Source organism: Streptomyces sp. NPDC044719 (assembly GCF_056433405.1).
The window spans coordinates 460,190-476,838 of sequence record NZ_JBWKHE010000005.1 but is presented as its reverse complement, the minus strand read 5'-3'; the positions used below and the strand labels follow the sequence as shown (position 1 = coordinate 476,838).

Below are 16,649 nucleotides of genomic sequence, written 5' to 3'. Positions count from 1 at the left end.
TCCCGCGATGCGGACACGAGTTGCGGGACCGCGATCACTTCACGTACTTTCCTGATCAGGTCATGAGTGACAGTCATGAGGCCCCGGCCGACTGTCCGGCAACCCTCCGTCCGTGGCGGGGTGCCCCGGGTGAAGACCAGGCCGCAGGCAGCGAGGTCTGTGGCAAGCGCGTGACGAGGAGTTTCTCGTGAACCAGCGAATGCGATAGGGCCGCAGAGCCCCGCCTCAGCACCCCTTTCTTCCTTCACCCCCGCTTGAGCCGTACGTGCTCGCGGGCGGATTCAGCCTGCCTTCACGGGAGTTCCGCCATGTCTGTCTCCACCGCTGTCGCCGACCAGTCCGTTTGTGCCTCGCTGCCCGTTCTCGGCCGGGATGTCACCGTGCCGCTCGTGACCGGCGGCGAGGTCACCTACGCCGCGCTCGACTACGCCGCCAGCGCCCCGGCGCTCCAGCGCGTCTGGGACGACGTCGCCGCATACGCGCCGTACTACGGCAGCGTCCACCGTGGTGCCGGGTACCTGTCCCAGCTGTCGACCGACCTCTTCGAGAACGCCCGCCGCACGGTCGCGGAGTTCCTCGGCTGCCGGGACGGTGACCAGGTGGTGTTCACCCGGTCCACCACCGACTCCCTGAACCTCCTGGCCGCCGCGCTCCCGGCCGACTGCGAGGTCTTCGTCTTCGAGACCGAGCACCACGCCTCCCTGCTGCCCTGGCGGAACGCGCGCGTCACCTACCTCGACGCCCCGAGCAGCCCACGCCAGGCCGTCGAGACCCTGGAGCGCGCCCTCGCCGACCGGGAGCCCTGTGGACCGGCCCTCGTCTGCGTCACCGGCGCCTCGAACGTCACCGGGGAGCTGTGGCCCGTACGGGAGCTCGCGGCGGCCGCGCACGCCCACGGCGCCCGGATCGTTCTGGACGCCGCCCAGCTTGCCCCGCACCACCCGGTGTCCGTCGCGGACCTCGACGTCGACTGGGTCGCCTTCTCCGGGCACAAGCTGTACGCGCCCTTCGGCTCCGGTGTCCTGGCCGGCCGGGCCGACTGGCTGCGTGCGGCGGACCCCTACCTCGCCGGCGGCGGTGCCTCCCGGAAGGTGGCTCGGCGTACGGACGGCGGCGTCGACGTGGAGTGGCACGAGAGCGCCGCCCGTCACGAGGCCGGGTCCCCGAACGTCATCGGCGCCTACTCCATCGCCTCCGCCTGCACGGCGCTCACCGAGGCCGGGTTCGACAACCTGGTCGCACGCGAGCAGTACCTGATCGAGAAGGTGCGTACGGGCCTCGCCGAGGTGCCGGAGGTCCGGATCCTCTCCCTCTTCGGTGACGACGCCCCGCGTGTCGGCGTCATCTCCTTCGTCGTCGAGGGCTGGAACAGCTCCCATTTCGCCGCCGCCCTCTCCGCCGAGTACGGCATCGGGGTGCGGGACGGGCTGTTCTGCGCCCACCCCCTCCTGCGGACCCTGCTGGGCAGCGACCCGCAGACCCAGGGCGAGTGCGGCGCACCGGAGGCGGCTCCCGGCGAGAAGTCCCTCAACGCCATCCGCGTGAGCTTCGGCGCGGGCACGCCCGACGAGCACGTCGAGCGGTTCGTCAGCGCCGTCAAGGAGCTGGTCCAGGACGGGGCGCGGTGGAACTACCGTACGGAGGACGGCCGTTGCGTCCCGGACACCTCCGCGTGAGCCGGTAGCCGGGCGCCCAGCAGGATCATCCGCAGGGCGCGTTCGGTCGCGTCCGTGAGCAGTTCGGAGGCCCGCACCAGGGCCTCCGCCAGGGCCATCGGCGCCGGCAGGATCCCGCTGAACGCGTCCACGCCCGGCACCTCGTGCGCGCCCTCGCCGAGCGTGCCCGCGAGGGCCAGGACCGGGCGGCCGTGGAGCTTGGCCCGGCGGGCCACCTCGGCCGGGACCTTGCCGCGCGGCGTCTGGTGGTCCAGGGCGCCCTCGGCGGTGACGACCAGGTCGGCGCGGGCCAGCCGGGCGTCCAGGTCGAGATGGTCCAGCAGCACGTCGAAGCGGGGCAGGAGCCGGGCGCCGAGGGCGGCGAGACCGGCTCCCAGGCCGCCGGAGGCCCCGGTTCCGGGATCACTGCGGAGGTTCGTGTCCGGGACGGCGACGTCGCGGGTGAGGACGAAGGCCCAGTTCTCCAGGCCGGCCGACAGTTCCTCGACCTGGATCGGGGTCGCGCCCTTCTGCGGGCCGAAGACCCGGGCGACGCCCCGCTCGCCGCACAGCACGTTGTAGGGGTTGCAGGCGACCAGGAGCTCCACGTCCGCGAGGCGGCTGTCCAGGCCGGTCGGGTCGATGCGGTGCAGACGCGTCAGCTCCCGGCCTCCGGCGGGGAGTTCCTCGCCCCGGTCGTCCAGGAGCCAGGCCCCGAGCGCCTGGAGCGCGCCCGCGCCGCCGTCCGAGGTGCCCGAGTCGCCGCAGCCGACCAGGATCCGCCGGACGCCCAGGTCGAGCGCCGAGCGGATCAGTTCCCCGACTCCGTACGTGGTGGTGGCGCCCGGGTCGCGCAGGTCGCGCGGGACGAGGGAGAGGCCCGCGACCGCCGCCATCTCCACCACCGCCGTGTCCCCTGAGCCCAGCAGGGCGAAATGGGCGCCGATGGTCTCCCCGACGGGGCCGGTGGCGGGCACGGTGACGAGCCGGCCCCCGGTCGCGGCGGCCAGGGCGACGGCCGTGCCCTCGCCGCCGTCCACCAGCGGAACCAGGTCGATCTCGGCGTCGGGCAGGACACGGCGGACACCAGCGGCGATGGCATCGGCCGCCGCCTCCGCGGACAGGGACTCCTTGAAGCCACTGGGGGCTACGACGACACGGGTCAGCATGAGGACTCCTCAACGGGTGACGGACACGCCGAGCAGCGGCCACACCGCGACGGCGAACAGCAGGACGAGCGCGGCGGTCAGCGGCGCCAGGAACGCGGACAGCCGCAGCAGGTCGCGCGGGGTGTAGGTGGGCGTGCCGGGGATCTGCGCGAAGAGCGTGACCGGCTTGGCCGAGGCGGGCAGGGTGTGGCAGAAGCCCGCGGCGGCGGTGGAGGCGAGCGCGGCGGCGACGGGGTTGACCCCGACGCCCACGGCGGCGGCCACGACCAGCGGGACCAGGACCGACGAGCGGGCCGAGCGGGACTGCAGGACCAGGTGGGCCGCCGTACTGACGGCGATCACGATCGCCAGGAACACCACCGGCGGCTCGCCCGCCGGTAGCCCGGCAACCAGCCACTTCGCCGCTCCCGAGTCGGCGAGCGCGACGCCCATCGCCATCGTCGCCGCCATGAACAGCAGCAGCGACCAGGGGACGGTCTTCAGCGCGTCCTTCAGACGGATGGTGCCGAGGGCGGGGGAGGAGGCGATGACGGCGCCGATCAGCGCGACCAGCGCGGGCGGCACCCGGTGCAGCGGCTCACTGCACCACAGCAGCACCACCGTGGCGAGGAGCAGGGCGCAGCGCTTCTCGGCCTGGCTCCAGGGGCCGGTCACCGGCTGCTCGCTGTGCTCCTGGATCTGCTCCGGGGTGATGCTGACGGGGCCGCGGCGGTCCGCCCGCCGGGTCGTCGTCAGCATCACCAGCTCGGCCGCCAGATGGGACGAGGCCACGGCCAGCGGCAGGCCGAGCAGCAGCCACTCCGTGAAGCCGATGTGCTGCCCGGTCGTCTCCCACAGCACCGACACGGTGATCAGATGCGCGCCCGCGCCGATCAAGGTCGCCACCGCCGAAAGAAGGATCACGGTCGGAAACAGCAACGCCAGCATCACGACCAGTCGCCTCCGGTCGGCGAGGACCTTGGCGAGGGCGAGGAACACCGGCAGCGCGAGCGCGGCCCGGCCCGAGGTGGCGGGCACGGCGAACGCCGTGACGACCAGGGCGGCGGTGGTGAGATGCACCAGCTGCCGCACCGTCCGCGCCCCGCTGACCAGGAACACCGCGGCCCGGCCCGCCAGCCCGGTCCGGCTCACCGCGGCCGCCAGCACGAACGCGCAGATCAACAGCCACACCGTGGCATCGCCGAGCGTGCCGAACAGGGTGTCGCTGCTGATCACCCCGGTCACCGTGAGCGCGAGCCCGGCGCCCAACGCGATGTAGGTGTCGTCGATCGACGTCCCGATCCATGCGCAGGTCGCCAGCACGAACACGCAGAGCGTGACCCGGGCGTCGGCACCGAGCCCCGGAAAGTTCCCGGGAACAGCCAGCAAGGCACACAACGACAGCGCCACGCACAGGGCGATGGTGGTTCGGAGATTCAGCGTCACACCATCGAGGATTCGCCCGGGCGGTGAGTCGACGATGAGTTCCGGATGAAGGAACTTTCACCACGGGCCCTCAGGGGCGCGGGGAACTGCGCGAACAACCACGACGTACCCGCACCCGGCCACGGCGCCCACGCGGCACTACGCCAACCGGTACCCCATCCCCCGCACCGTCTCCACCCGCTCCGCCCCCAGCTTCTTCCGCAGCGTCCGCACATACACGTCCACGATGTTGGACCCCGGATCGAAGTCGTACCCCCACACATGGGACAGGATCTGCTCCCGGGACAGCACCTGCCCCGGATGCCGCAGGAACAGTTCCAGCAGCACGAACTCACGCGCCGTCAGATCGACCGTCCGCTCCCCGGCCCGCGCACGCCTGGTGCGGAGATCGAGGCTCAGGGAGCCCGACCTGAGCACCGTCACCTCCGGCGCCCGCGCCGCCGTCCGCAGCCGCAGCCGCACCCGCGCGAGCAGCTCCTCGAACCGGAACGGTTTGGTCATCCAGTCGTCGGCGCCGCCCTCCAGGCCGGCCACCGTGTCCCGTACGGAGTCCCGCGCGGTCAGTACGATCACCGGCACCGACACCCGGGCCTCGCGCAGCTCGCGCAGGATGGTGAAGCCGTCCCGGCCGGGCAGCCCGATGTCCAGGACGACGAGGTCGAAGCCGCCGGTCAGGGCGTACTCGTAGCCCGCGTCGCCGTCGGTGACGACGGTCGTGGTGAAGCCGTTGGAGCGCAGGCCCTTCTCCACGAAGGAGGCGATGCGCTCCTCGTCCTCGACGATGAGGATGCGGTTCACGAGGGGTCCCCTTCCGGTGCCCGGGGTGCGTGCAGAACGAGGGCGAAGCCGGCGCCGCCGCCGGGCGGGCCGTAGAGCCGTACCCGGCCCCGGTGGCCCTCGGCGATCGCCTTGACGATGGACAGCCCGAGTCCGGCGCCGGAACCCCGGGTGCCGCGGCGTGCCGTGCCGCGCCGGAAGCGCTCGAAGATCACCTCGGCGTCCTGGGGCTGCACACCGGGCCCGGAGTCGGCGACGTACAGCTCCAGGTCCGGGCCGTCGGTGCGGGAGCCGATGCGGATGGTCTGGCCGGTCGTGGTGTGCTGCACGGCGTTCTGCGCGAGCTGCACCATGGCCTGGGTGATCCGCTGCGGATCCAGCTCGGCCTCCAGGTCGGCGACCCCGTCGAGCCGCCAGTCGCGTTCGCCCAGGGTGCGTGCCTTGACGTAGACGTCGGCGGTGAGTTCGGCGACCTGGACCGGTTCGGGCGTGACGAAGTCAGGGCGTTCCGCCTTGGCGAGCAGCAGCAGGTCCTCGACGATGCGGCTCATCCGGTCCAGCTCGTCGGTGACCAGCCGGACCGTCTCCTCGCGTTCGGCGGGATCGTCGCCCATGAGTTCCAGGTGGCCGCGCACGATGGTGATGGGGGTGCGCAGTTCGTGTCCCGCGTCGTCGACGAACTCGCGCTGTGCGGCGAAGGCCCGCTCCAGCCGGTCGAGCATGCCGTTGAACGTCTCGGCGAGGGCGGCTATGTCGTCGTTGCCGTGCACCGGGATCCGCCGGGTGAGGCCCTGCTCGGTGAGCTGTGCCGCCGCGGTGCGCACCACCCGCACCGGTTTGAGGATCCGCCCGGCGACCGCCCAGGCGATGCCGACGGTCAGCAGCAGGGCGACCCCGGAGATCACGAGCAGCGTGCGGAACATGTCGTTCACCCGCGCCCGCTCGCGTTCCGGGTGGAAGGCGACGACGAACGCGGCGTCCGGCGCCCGGCCCTCCAGGGCCACGGTGACCTTGGCCCAGCGGATCTCGCCCTGGGGCCGCCGCAGCACCCCGGAGGACTCGGGTGACTCGAAGACGGCGCGCTTGGCCCGGGGGTCCCGGTGCAGGGGCAGCGCGACGGGCAGGTCGTGCTGCTGGCGGATCTGCCGGGGCCCGCTGCCCGCCCGGCCGACCAGGCCGATCAGCTCCTCGTCCGCGTCGGGGTACTGCCGTTCCAGGAACACCGTCAGCAGCCGGCTGGCGTCGGTGAAGGGGCGGCCCGTCTGCGGATCCCCGCCCCGTTCCTCGAAGTTGGCGAACTCACCGGTCTCCTGGGTGAGCAGGCGGTTGATCCGGTTGTCGACGTCCCGCAGCAGGAAGGAACGGGTGGTCATGGCGACCGAGGCGAGCGCGACCGCCATCACCAGCAGCAGCCAGAGCAGGATGCGGACCCGGGCGGAGACGCGCCGCCGGCCGGGGTCAGTTGTCGGAGCCGGGTCCGTCGTCGCCCGGCCCGTCGTCTCCGTTGCCCTGGCCACGGTCGTCGTCATCATCGTCACCAGCCGAGCTGTCGGTCACCGGAGGCCGCGAGACCACCTCGTCGTCCGGCGTGGCGGCGGGCGGCGTGGGCTTCGGGGCGGGCGTGAGCGTGGAGGTGGGCGTGGGCGAGCGGTTGTCCAGCTCCACCTGCTGCGAGGGGACCCTGGGCGACTCGGGACTGTCCGCGAGGGCGTAGCTGGTCGCGGCGATGCCCAGCGGGATCAGCACGACGGCGGACAGGGCCGCCATCCGGCGAGAGAAAACCATGCGCCCGATCCTGCGGACGGAACCCGGGGAGCGGGATGAAGGGCGGATGAAGAACTCTTCATCCGGAGCCCCGGGTCCGGCCTGCCGTGCCCGGAACCGGTCCTCAGTTGTCCAGCCCGATGGAGAACGCCGCCTCCAGGTCGTGCTGCGAGTACGTACGGAACGCCACGTGCGTGTCCGTGCCCTCGACGCCGGGGATCTTGCTGATCCGGCCGGGGATGACCTCGGCGAGGTCCTCGTGCTCCTTCACCCGGACCATCGCGATGAGGTCGTAGGTGCCGGTGACCGAGAAGACCTCGCTGACGCTGTCCAGCGCCGCGATCGACTCCGCGATCTCTGGGATCCGGTCCACGCTGGTCTTGATGAGGACGATCGCGGTGATCACGGCTGGTTCTCTCCCTCGGGGGCCGGAGCAGGGGCGGTCTTCACTCTAGTGCCGGGGGGACGGCCGTAGCGGACCGAGGCGTAGCAGAAGCCCAGACCGAATCCGACCAGGTGGGCGAGGTAGGCCACCCCGGGCCCGTCCGAGGCCCGCCCCGCCGCCAGCCACTGCAGCCCCGCCCAGAACGGCAGCACGACCCAGGCGGGGAAGCGCACCGGCAGGAAGAAGAGGAACGGCAGGAGACTGGTCACCCGGGCACGGGGGAACAGGTACAGGAACGCGCCGAGGACCGCCGAGATCGCCCCGGAGGCACCGACCAGGGACTGCTCGGAATCCGCGTTGGCGACGGCGTACCCGAGCAGGGCCAGGTATCCGCAGCCGACGTAGAACAGGGTGAACTGCACCCGCCCCATCCGTTCCTCGGCCATCGCCCCGAAGACGTAGAGGAAGAGCATGTTGCCGAGCAGGTGCACCCAGGTGCCGTGGACGAAGAGCGCCGTCACCGGGGTGAGGACCGACCCGGGGGATCCCTCGAACAGTTCTGCGGGGATCACGCCCCAGTGCCGGAAGTAGGCCCGCTGCGCGGCGAGCAGATCGTCGCCCGAGCCGTACGCCGGGCCGAGGCCCGAGGCGGGCCCGGCCAGGAAGACCGTGCAGCACAGGGCGATCAGTGAGTACGTCACCGGCGCCGACGACCCCCTGATCGATCCGCTCGCCCGCGTGATCGACGCACTCCACTTGCTGATCATGGCTACAGAGCATGACGTAACCGGACGCAACCGCCCAGACCGCCTCGCCGCCGTGGACACGCAGGCGACGAGGACCCGGCAGGCCGTAGGGTTACGAGCCACACGCACCGGGGAAGCCGGTGGCGTCGCGGACACTAGAAGGAAAGAGAACAGGCCACGATGACGGTTCCCCTGCCGACCGCCGAGACGCGGTGGCGCTGCACCCTCTGCGGCAACCTCACGCGCTTCGACGTGACCCGCTCGTCGAAGGTCGTCGAGTACGTCCACCTGGACCTGGCCGGAGAGGCCAAGGTCGAGGAGCGCGAGGTGCTCAGTGAGACCATCGAGTCGGTGCGCTGCCGCTGGTGCAACGCGGTGGACCAGGTGGAACTCGTGGACAGGCCGGGCGCCGGCTCCTGAGGGGAGCAGGGCCCCCGCACAGGCATTGGGGTGTGACGGATGGTGGAGACCACAGGCGGGGGGCCGGGCGACGGCGCCGCCGAGGTGCTCGACCGTCCGCTGCCCGACGGCGTGCGCCGCAAGGTCGTGCAGATCGTCTCCGACGGCTTCGGATCGCTGACGGTCGGCGAGCTGCCCGCACAGCTCAGGCAGTACGCCCGGTTCGCCCCGAACCGCAGGGCCAAGTTCGCCGGCAACGCCATGGCCGCCGCGCTGGAGACCGACCCGCTGTTCCGGCAGCGCATCGGGGAGAAGCTCAGAGAGGCCCAGCCGGAACTGGCCGGCGCTCTCGACTCAGGCTCCCCGCCCCCGGCCGCGGACCCGCTCGACGTGGCGGCCGCGGCCTACGTACTGCGGCCCACCGACTGGGTGAAGCTGGTGACCGCCGCCGGCGAGGAGGCCCTGCGGGCCGACGCCGAGCGGGCCGACGAGGAGAGCCGGGCCGAGCTGGAGCGGCTGCGCGCCGAGCTGGCCCGGGCCCGTGACCACACCAGGGCCGAGACCGAGCGGCTGCGCACGGAGCTGGAATCGGCCAAGCGGGAATCCGAGTCGCTGCACCGCAAGCTCCGCGCCGCCCTCAGCGACGTCAAGCGCGGCGAGGCCGCCCTGCGCAAGGCGCACGGCGAGATGGAGGCCGTCCGCGCCGAGGGGCACGCCCAGGTGTCCGCCGCCGAGAGCGAATCCCGGCGGCTCAAGGCCAGGCTGGGGGAGACCGAGGCGGCTCTGGAGGCCACCCGCCGGGCGGCCCGCGAAGGCCGCAGCGTCGAGGACATGCGGGTCCGGCTGCTGCTGGACACCCTGCTGGACGCCACCCAAGGGCTCCGGCGCGAACTCGCCCTGCCGCCGGTGTCGGTACGGCCCGCCGAGACCGTGGACGCCGTCGAGCCGGGCCGGATGAGCCCGAAGGACATCGCCGCCCGCGCGCTCTCCGAGAACGACCCGCAGGTCCTCGACCAGCTGCTGGCGCTGCCGCAGGCCCATCTCGTCGTCGACGGCTACAACGTCACCAAGACCGGCTATCCGCAGATGCCGCTGGAGAAGCAGCGCCTCAGGCTGCTGGGGCAGCTCTCCCAACTGGCGGCGCAGAGCGGCGCCGAGGTGACCTGCGTCTTCGACGGCGCCGAACTGGCCGCGCCGGTCCTGCTGGCGCCGCCGCGCGGGGTACGGGTGCTGTTCTCGAAGCCGGGTGTCACCGCCGACGAGCTCATCCGTCAACTCGTGCGCGCCGAACCACCCGGAAGGCCGGTCATCGTGGCGTCCACCGACCGGGAAGTCGCCGACGGCGTGGCCCGGGCCGGCGCCCGCCCGGTGGCCTCGGCGATGCTCCTCAAGCGTCTTTCGCGGCCCTAGGCGCCCTACGGGCGATGCGTAACCTCCGGGCGTGATGCCCGAATTGGTGAGACCTGTGGGCCACGTTAAGTCAAGGGAGTCTCACCGCCTGTGAGTCCAGGGGAAAAGTTGGCCCACTGTGACGCATTTTTTCATCTGAGGATTTGAACTGATCACAGGAACGTCACTAGGGTCAGGCTCCGAAACCTCCGCTCGGGTGATCACTCATCGGGAGAGACGGCGGAGGGGGCAGAAGGAGCTTTCACCCGTGGCGTCCCACCGTCGTCCGAAGCAGCCGAGCCGCGCACGTGTGACCGTGCTGACCACCGCCGCCGCCGCTGCCGTCGCCTTCAGCGCGCAGGCCGCCAACGCGGCCCCCAGCGAGAAGCCGAGCAAGGACGAGGTCAAGGCGAAGGTCGACAAGCTCTACGAAGAGGCGGAGCAGGCCACCGAGAAGTACAACGGGGCCAAGGAGAAGCAGGAGAAGCTCCAGAAGGAGATCTCCACCATCCAGGACAACGTCGCCCGCGGCCAGGAGGAACTCAACGAGCTGCGCGACAGCCTGGGCATCGCGGCCGCGTCGCAGTACCGCACCGGCTCCATCGACCCCTCGGTCCAGCTCTTCCTCTCCTCGGACCCGGACGACTACCTCGACAAGGCCTCCACGCTCGACCAGTTGAGCAGCCAGCAGGTCGAGGCGCTGAAGAAGGTCCAGGAGAAGCAGCGCGAACTCGCGCAGGAGCGCGCCGAGGCCTCCGAGAAGCTCAAGGACCTCGCCTCCACCCGCACCGAACTCGGCAAGAAGAAGAAGGAAGTCCAGGGCAAGCTCGGCTCCGCGCAGAAGCTGCTCAACAGCCTCACCGCCGCCGAGAAGCAGGCGCTCGCCGCCGAGCAGGACCGCGCCAGCCGGGACAGCCAGCGCGACGCCCTCACCGGCAACGTCCCGTCCGGCTCGGGCCGGGCCGCCGCGGCCTTCGCCTTCGCCCAGAGCCAGCTCGGCAAGCCCTACGTCTACGGCGCCACCGGCACGAGCTCCTACGACTGCTCCGGCCTCACCTCCCGGGCCTACGCGGCGGCCGGCATGCAGATCCCGCGCACCTCCGAGGCGCAGTCCCAGATCGGCACCAGGATCTCCTCGGTCAGCCAGCTCAAGGTCGGCGACCTGGTCTTCTTCTTCAACGACCTGCACCACGTGGGCCTCTACGCCGGCAACGGACAGATCATCCACGCCCCGCGCACCGGCACGGTCGTCCGCTACGAGTCGATGGACACCATCGGCGGCCCGTTCATGTTCGGCGTCCGCGTCTGACGAACGGCACCCCCCCCGAGGACACCGTGTCCGCCATTCGGGGGAATCACCACATCCTCGAGTAAGCCCACGCCCCGCCGGTGACCTGCGTCAGCGGCGGGGCGTCGTGCCGCGTACCCACGGATGGTCGTTGGCTCCCCCCGGTCGCGGGGCTACTGTCTGCCGCGTTTCCAAGTCCGTCAGCGGAAGGAGAGCGGCTTCCCGTGGGGTCCCATCGCCGACTTGCACCGTCCGGGTTCGACCGGGGCGCCGGTGCCGCGGTCGGTTTCCTGTCCGTCGCGGCCACCGCCCTGTGCGCGCTACCGGCCGCGTCCGCACCGTACGACGACACCCGGGCCGAGGTGGACCGCCTCTACGAGCAGGCCGAGAAGGCCACCGAGGCCTACAACAAGGCCGACGAGCGAGCCGACGAGCTGCGCGAGGAGGCCGGTACCGCCCGGGACCGGATCGCCCGGCAGCAGCAGCGCATCAACTCCATGCGGGAGTCGCTCGGTTCGCTCGCCGGCGCCCAATACCGCTCGGGCGGTCTCGACCCGTCCCTCGCCCTGCTGTTCTCCGACGACCCGGAGGACTACCTCGACAGGGCCGCCCGGCTGGACCGCGTCACCGCCCACCAGGCCGGTGCGCTGAAGGACCTCCAGGACGCCATGCGCGAACTCGCCCAGGACCGTGAGCAGGCCGCCGGGAAGCTCCGCGAACTGGAGAAGAGCCGCAAGACGGTCGCCGTCCACAAGAAGTCCGTCGAGAAGAAGCTCGCCGCGGCCCGGCGGCTGCTCAACTCCCTGCCGGAGTCCGAGCGCGCCGCCTACGACCGGGCCTCCCGCTCCGGCCGCGGTGACCTGCCCTACCTCGGGAACGCCACCGCCGCCTCGGGACGCGGGGCCGCCGCCGTCGCCGCCGCCCGCAGCGTGGTCGGCAGGCCCTACGTCTGGGGCGCCAACGGCCCCTCCGGCTTCGACTGTTCAGGCCTGACGCAGTGGTCGTACGCGCAGGCCGGGGTGTCCCTGCCGCGCACCTCGCAGGCCCAGCGGTACGCCGGCCGGCAGGTCCCGCTGTCCGAGGCGCGCCCCGGTGACCTGGTCGTCTACCGGGACGACGCCAGCCATGTCGGGATGTACATGGGCAACGGCCAGGTCATCCACGCGCCCTACCCCGGCGCACCCGTGCGCTACGACCCGGTCGGGATGATGCCCGTCTCCTCGGTCACCAGGGTCTGACCCGCGCGGCCCGGCGCCCGTACGATCGGGAACGTGGCTGGTCGAAGGTCGGGGTCCGCGGTGGTGGCGCTCGTCGTGCTGCTCGTCGCCCTGGTCGGGTGCGGTGGGCGGCCCGCCGCCGACAGCGCCACGGCCGACGTCCAGCAGCTCCTGGACCGGCGTGCCGCCGCGGTCCTCGACCGTGACGAGGGGGCCTACGAACGGACGGGCACGGGGGTGGATTTCGCCCGGCTGCGCGCGATGCCCCTGGCCGACTGGTCGTACCGGGTCACCGGAATGCGCCGCACCGGTGATACCGCCACCGCCGACGCCGAACTGCGCTACCGCGTCGACGGGTACGACCGGGCGCCGGTGATCGCAGGCCGTACCCTGCGGCTGAGCCGGGACACGGACGGGCGGTGGTCCGTCGAAGCCGACCGGCCCGCGAAGAAGTCCGCGCAGCAACTGTGGGACCAGGGGGCGGTACAGGCCGTCCAGGGCGCCCGCAGCCTCGTCCTCGGCGTCGGGCAGTCCGGCCGGTCGCTGCGCGACTTCGCTGAACTGGCCGACCGGGCGGTGCCCGCCGTGTCCGAGGTGTGGGGCACGGACTGGTCCCGGCGCGTGGTCGTGCTCGTGCCGAAGTCCCTGGAGGGGATGGCGGGGCTGCTCGGCTCGCCCGCCTCCTCCTACCGTGGGATCGCGGCGGTGACGACCGGCGAGACAGGCGCTCCGGCCCGGTCCCCGGCGGACCGGATCATCGTCAACCCGGATGCCTTCGCGCTTCTCGGCGGCCTCGGCGAGCAGGTCGTCGTCACCCACGAGACCACCCATGTCGCCACCCGCGCCCACACCAGCGCGGCCACCCCCCTCTGGCTGTCCGAGGGCTACGCCGACTGGGTCGGCTACCGCGCCACCGGCCGCATCCCCTCCGAGGCCGCGCCCGAGCTGTCCCGGGCGGTGAGCCAGGGTCAGGTTCCGGCCGCGCTGCCGAAGGACGAGGACTTCGGCTTCACCGGCGACGCGAACCGCCTGGCCCGGGCCTACGAGAGCGGCTGGACGGCATGCCGGCTGATCGCCGACCGCTGGGGCGAGTCCCGGCTGGGCGAGTTCTACCGGGCCGTCGGGGACCACCGGAAGCGGGCCGGGGCGGTGGCGGAGGCGATGCGGGAGGTGCTGGGGACGACGCCGGAGGAGTTCACGGGGCTGTGGCAGGAGTATCTGGGGGAGCAACTCGGCTGACCTTGCGGTCGGAGTGACTCACTCCGGCTGGTCGAGCAGCTCGATGGTCTCCCGCAGCCAGGCCCGTTCCGCCTCGCCCGTCGCCCGCGCGACCCGGAGCATGCCCTGGCGGAACAGGTCGTCCGCCTCCTCGGCGCGGACCGGCTTGCCGGACGCGTAGAAGAAGCTCGCCGGGGTCTCCAGAAAGTCCAGCCGGCGGCGCAGCACCGCGGCCTGCTCGTGCCGGTCGGGCAGGTGGCGCAGGAACGCCAGGACCGTGTTGAAGCGGACGTGGTCGGTGATCTCGGTCTGCTTCGGCCGGCGCAGCCGCTCCAGCAGTTCCTCGCGGCCCCGGTCGGTGAGGGCGAGGATCCGGCGCGGGGCCGCGCTCGCGCCCGGCTCGGTGTGCTGGTCGAGCAGGCCCGCCCCGGCCAGGCGCGTGATCGCCGGGTAGAGCGCGCCGTCGCTCACCGGCCGGACATGGCCGGTCAGCGCTTTGATGCGCTCCTTGAGCTCATAGCCGTGCAGGGGCTCCTCGGCCAGGAAGCCCAGGATCGACAGCTCCAGCATGGTCCTCCTTGCGGGTGTTGTCCGACGCATGCTACCTCTTAACGAGCTACCTCTAATCGATGTAGCTCGTTTCGATGGTCTCGATGACCAGACTGGGGGGCAGTCACCGTGAACGCCCATCGCAAGCACCTCCTCCTGCTCGCGGGACCCGTCTACCTCTCGCTGCTCGCCTCCGTCGCCGCGGGGATCATCAACACCGTCTGGGTGGCGCGGCTGGGCGGTCCGGCCGTGGCCGCCGTGGCCGTGGCGACCAACACGGAGAACGTGCTGCTCGGCATCGCCCTGGTCTTCGGCTCCGGTACGACCGTGCTGGTCGCGCACGCCCGGGGCGCCCGCGACCCCGTGGCCGTACGGGCGGCCGTGCGCGGCGGATGGGCGCTGTGGGCGCTGGTGACGCCGCTGGTGGTGGCGGGCGGTCTGCTGGGGCGCGAACCGCTGGCCCGGCTCGTGCTGGGCGGGGCCGACAGCGCCGCCCTCCCGCTCGCCGTCGCCTACTTCACGCTCTCCTTGCCGGGCATGGCGGTCTTCTTCGCCCAGCAACTCGTCGACGGCATCCTCAAGGGCACCGGCGACACGAGAACCCCGCTGCGGCTCGCCCTGCTCTCCAACGGCCTGATCCTGGCCCTCGACCCGCTCTTCATCAACCTCTACGGCGTCCGGGGCGCCGCCGCCTCCACGGTGCTGTCCCGGTCCGTGGCGCTCGCGGCGGGTCTCGTCGCGGTGCGGCGCAACGCGCTGCTGCGCAAGGCACGCGAGGCACAGGCGGGCGAGTCCCTGGCTGTCTCCCTGCGCCGGACGCTGTCGACCGGTCTGCCCATGTCCGCCGACTTCACCGTCCGGCAGACGGGCGCGCTGGTCCTGGTCGCGATCGTGGCGCGGCTCGGGGTGACGGCGGTGGCCGGGTACGCGATCGCCTACAAGGTCATGTACGTGGCGACCATGGCCTTCTACGCCGTCCGCCAGGCCGCCGCCATCCACACCGCGCACACGCGCGGCGCCGGAGAGGACGAGCGGCGGGCGATCGGGCGGCAGGCGGTGCTCCTCTCCGGCTCCCTCGGTCTCACGGCGGCGGTGCTGTCGGCCGTCACCGCCCCGTGGCTCATGGCCGCCCTCGGTGCCGGGCCCGGGGTCGCGCACGAGGGTGTGCTGTTCCTGCGCTGCGTCGGGCCCTATCTGTTGCTGATGGCCTGTCTCATCGCGCTCGGCGGGGTCTTCGAGGGCAGCGGGGGCGCCTCGGTGCTGCTGAGGGTGACCGTGCTCGGGACCGCGGTCCAGCTGGCCCTCGCGTGCAGCCTGACGGGGCTCGGGCTGCCGGGGGTGTGTCTCGCGCTGGCGCTCGCGACGGCGGTGCAGTGCGGGCTGGCGGGCGTGCTGTTCCGGCGGGCCCCGGCTCAGGAGGAGACGGGAGCCTCCCCGGCACGGGCGGCCGGCTGAGACGGCAGGGGCGCGGGGACCGTGCCCGGCACCGTCGCCTTCCACAGGGCGCGGGCCGCGAGAAGGGTGGCGACGACCAGGAGGCCGTTGCGCAGGAACAGCAGGGTGAGGCCCAGGCCGTCGCTGGCCACCACGTTGGCGAAGTAGAGCGGGAACTCCAGCACCGTCACGAAGCACGCCACCAGGACGAGGCCGACCGGCAGCCGCATCCGGCTCCCGGGGAAGCAGAGGCACACCGCGGCCAGCCCGACCAGCCACACCATGTACTGCGGGCTGATCACCCGGCTGGTGGTCGTGAACATCAGCACCGCCACGAAGGCCGCGTCGGCGAGCGTGTGCTCCTCGAAGCGCCGCGCCAGCAGCCGCCACAGCACCAGCCAGCCGAAGGCCGCACCCGTCAGGAACAGCGCGCCCGTGCTCACCTCGCTCACGTACGGCCCGAGGAACTCGATCGAGCCGTAGTTCAGCCGCACCTCGCCCTGCCAGCCGAAGTGCCGGGCGACATGGAAGACGAGCGCGCCGAGCGACTCCACCTCGGTGCCCCGGTCGCGCTGGAAGGTCAGGAAGGCGAAGCCGCCGGGCATGGCCAGGGCGAAAACGCCCGTCACCGCGATGCCGGTGACCAGGGCCGACACCCAGGCGCTCCGCCGGCGGGCGGCCAGCAGGAGCATCGCCGGCCAGACCTTCAGCAGCGCGCCGAACGCCGCCAGCGCCCCCATCGCCTTCGGGTGCCGGGCCCCGGCGAGCAGCGCGGCCACCGCCACGGCCGTGACCATCACGTCGTAGCGCGTGTACACCGTCGGACCCAGCAGCGGCACGCCCGCCACCCAGACCCAGGCGCCGCGCAGGGTCCGGCCGGGCCGCCGTCCGGCGTACGCCAGCAGGGCCAGGACGGCCAGGTCGGTGACACAGACCAGGACGAAGAACGCGGTCGCGTAGTGCAGGAAGGGCAGCAGCGCGGGGGAGAGGATCGCCAGGGCGGCGGCGGGCGGGTACTGCCAGGTGACGTCGTTCTGAGGGAACGTTCCGGTGCGCAGGATCTCGTACCAGCCCTGGTAGATCACATGCACGTCGCTCGTCACGTCCGGGCCCGGGAAGACGTACACCTTCATCACGAACAGCAGCAGTGCCACCCTGGTGAGACACCAGATCACCGGCAGCCATGCCAGGGACCGCCTCGTGCCCGTCGTCTTCACCTGATCCCTGCCCGTCC

Annotated in this window: 16 protein-coding genes and 1 riboswitch; of the genes, 7 read left to right on the top strand and 9 right to left on the bottom strand. The window is 72.2% G+C overall.

The features are described from left to right. Positions 1–58: 58 nt before the first annotated feature. Positions 59–175: riboswitch (SAM riboswitch) on the top strand. 133 nt (positions 176–308) lie between these two features. Continuing rightward, on the top strand, positions 309–1,676 hold the full coding sequence (locus AC07DF_RS22335; protein ID WP_478973930.1) for an aminotransferase class V-fold PLP-dependent enzyme: 1,368 nt from the start codon (positions 309–311) through the stop codon (positions 1,674–1,676). On the opposite strand, the gene AC07DF_RS22330 is transcribed toward AC07DF_RS22335, so the two are convergent. From AC07DF_RS22330 to AC07DF_RS22300, 7 genes are all read right to left on the bottom strand, one after another. Further along, positions 1,631–2,824: a glycerate kinase gene (locus tag AC07DF_RS22330; RefSeq protein WP_478973927.1), complete on the bottom strand. Its 1,194-nt coding sequence runs from the start codon at positions 2,822–2,824 to the stop codon at positions 1,631–1,633. The two genes, AC07DF_RS22335 and AC07DF_RS22330, sit on opposite strands and share 46 nt — an antisense overlap. A 9-nt stretch (positions 2,825–2,833) precedes the next feature. Continuing rightward, complete coding sequence (locus AC07DF_RS22325) at positions 2,834–4,249, bottom strand: SLC13 family permease (protein ID WP_478973923.1); 1,416 nt, start codon at positions 4,247–4,249, stop codon at positions 2,834–2,836. A gap of 138 nt (positions 4,250–4,387) precedes the next feature. Continuing rightward, positions 4,388–5,047: a response regulator transcription factor gene (locus AC07DF_RS22320; protein ID WP_478973920.1), complete on the bottom strand. Its 660-nt coding sequence runs from the start codon at positions 5,045–5,047 to the stop codon at positions 4,388–4,390. Continuing rightward, positions 5,044–6,426: a sensor histidine kinase gene (locus tag AC07DF_RS22315; RefSeq protein WP_478974645.1), complete on the bottom strand. Its 1,383-nt coding sequence runs from the start codon at positions 6,424–6,426 to the stop codon at positions 5,044–5,046. Before AC07DF_RS22315 ends, AC07DF_RS22320 begins: the two co-directional genes overlap by 4 nt. Positions 6,427–6,484: 58 nt before the next feature. Next, complete coding sequence (locus AC07DF_RS22310) at positions 6,485–6,811, bottom strand: small secreted hydrophilic protein (RefSeq protein ID WP_478973917.1); 327 nt, start codon at positions 6,809–6,811, stop codon at positions 6,485–6,487. A gap of 103 nt (positions 6,812–6,914) precedes the next feature. After that, a complete protein-coding gene (locus AC07DF_RS22305) occupies positions 6,915–7,196 on the bottom strand; it encodes an Lrp/AsnC family transcriptional regulator (protein WP_030848030.1) in 282 nt (93 codons plus the stop codon). Continuing rightward, a complete protein-coding gene (locus AC07DF_RS22300; RefSeq protein WP_478973915.1) occupies positions 7,193–7,942 on the bottom strand; it encodes a rhomboid family intramembrane serine protease in 750 nt (249 codons plus the stop codon). The genes AC07DF_RS22305 and AC07DF_RS22300 overlap by 4 nt, the downstream gene beginning before the upstream one ends. A gap of 159 nt (positions 7,943–8,101) precedes the next feature. Between AC07DF_RS22300 and AC07DF_RS22295 the strand changes: the two genes are divergently transcribed. From AC07DF_RS22295 to AC07DF_RS22275, 5 genes are all read left to right on the top strand, one after another. After that, positions 8,102–8,341 carry a hypothetical protein gene (locus AC07DF_RS22295; protein ID WP_184596435.1) on the top strand — a complete coding sequence of 80 codons (240 nt, stop codon included), beginning with the start codon at positions 8,102–8,104 and terminating at the stop codon, positions 8,339–8,341. Positions 8,342–8,380: 39 nt separating this feature from the next. Next, complete coding sequence (locus AC07DF_RS22290; RefSeq protein WP_478973911.1) at positions 8,381–9,730, top strand: NYN domain-containing protein; 1,350 nt, start codon at positions 8,381–8,383, stop codon at positions 9,728–9,730. A gap of 247 nt (positions 9,731–9,977) precedes the next feature. Continuing rightward, positions 9,978–11,018, top strand: coding sequence for a C40 family peptidase (locus tag AC07DF_RS22285; protein ID WP_478973908.1), 1,041 nt, complete (start codon positions 9,978–9,980; stop codon positions 11,016–11,018). A 203-nt stretch (positions 11,019–11,221) separates the two neighbouring features. Further along, positions 11,222–12,235, top strand: a complete 1,014-nt coding sequence (locus tag AC07DF_RS22280; protein ID WP_478973905.1) for a C40 family peptidase — start codon at positions 11,222–11,224, stop codon at positions 12,233–12,235. 33 nt (positions 12,236–12,268) lie between these two features. Further along, on the top strand, positions 12,269–13,453 hold the full coding sequence (locus tag AC07DF_RS22275; RefSeq protein WP_478973902.1) for a hypothetical protein: 1,185 nt from the start codon (positions 12,269–12,271) through the stop codon (positions 13,451–13,453). Positions 13,454–13,471: 18 nt separating this feature from the next. Here AC07DF_RS22275 and AC07DF_RS22270 read toward each other — a convergent pair whose 3' ends face one another. After that, a complete protein-coding gene (locus tag AC07DF_RS22270; RefSeq protein ID WP_478973898.1) occupies positions 13,472–14,002 on the bottom strand; it encodes a PadR family transcriptional regulator in 531 nt (176 codons plus the stop codon). Between the two features lie 108 nt (positions 14,003–14,110). Here AC07DF_RS22270 and AC07DF_RS22265 point away from each other — a divergent pair, with 108 nt between their 5' ends. Next, a complete protein-coding gene (locus tag AC07DF_RS22265) occupies positions 14,111–15,436 on the top strand; it encodes an MATE family efflux transporter (protein WP_478973895.1) in 1,326 nt (441 codons plus the stop codon). Here AC07DF_RS22265 and AC07DF_RS22260 read toward each other — a convergent pair. Then, on the bottom strand, positions 15,394–16,632 hold the full coding sequence (locus tag AC07DF_RS22260; RefSeq protein ID WP_478973892.1) for a glycosyltransferase 87 family protein: 1,239 nt from the start codon (positions 16,630–16,632) through the stop codon (positions 15,394–15,396). The two genes, AC07DF_RS22265 and AC07DF_RS22260, sit on opposite strands and share 43 nt — an antisense overlap. Positions 16,633–16,649 lie beyond the last annotated feature (17 nt).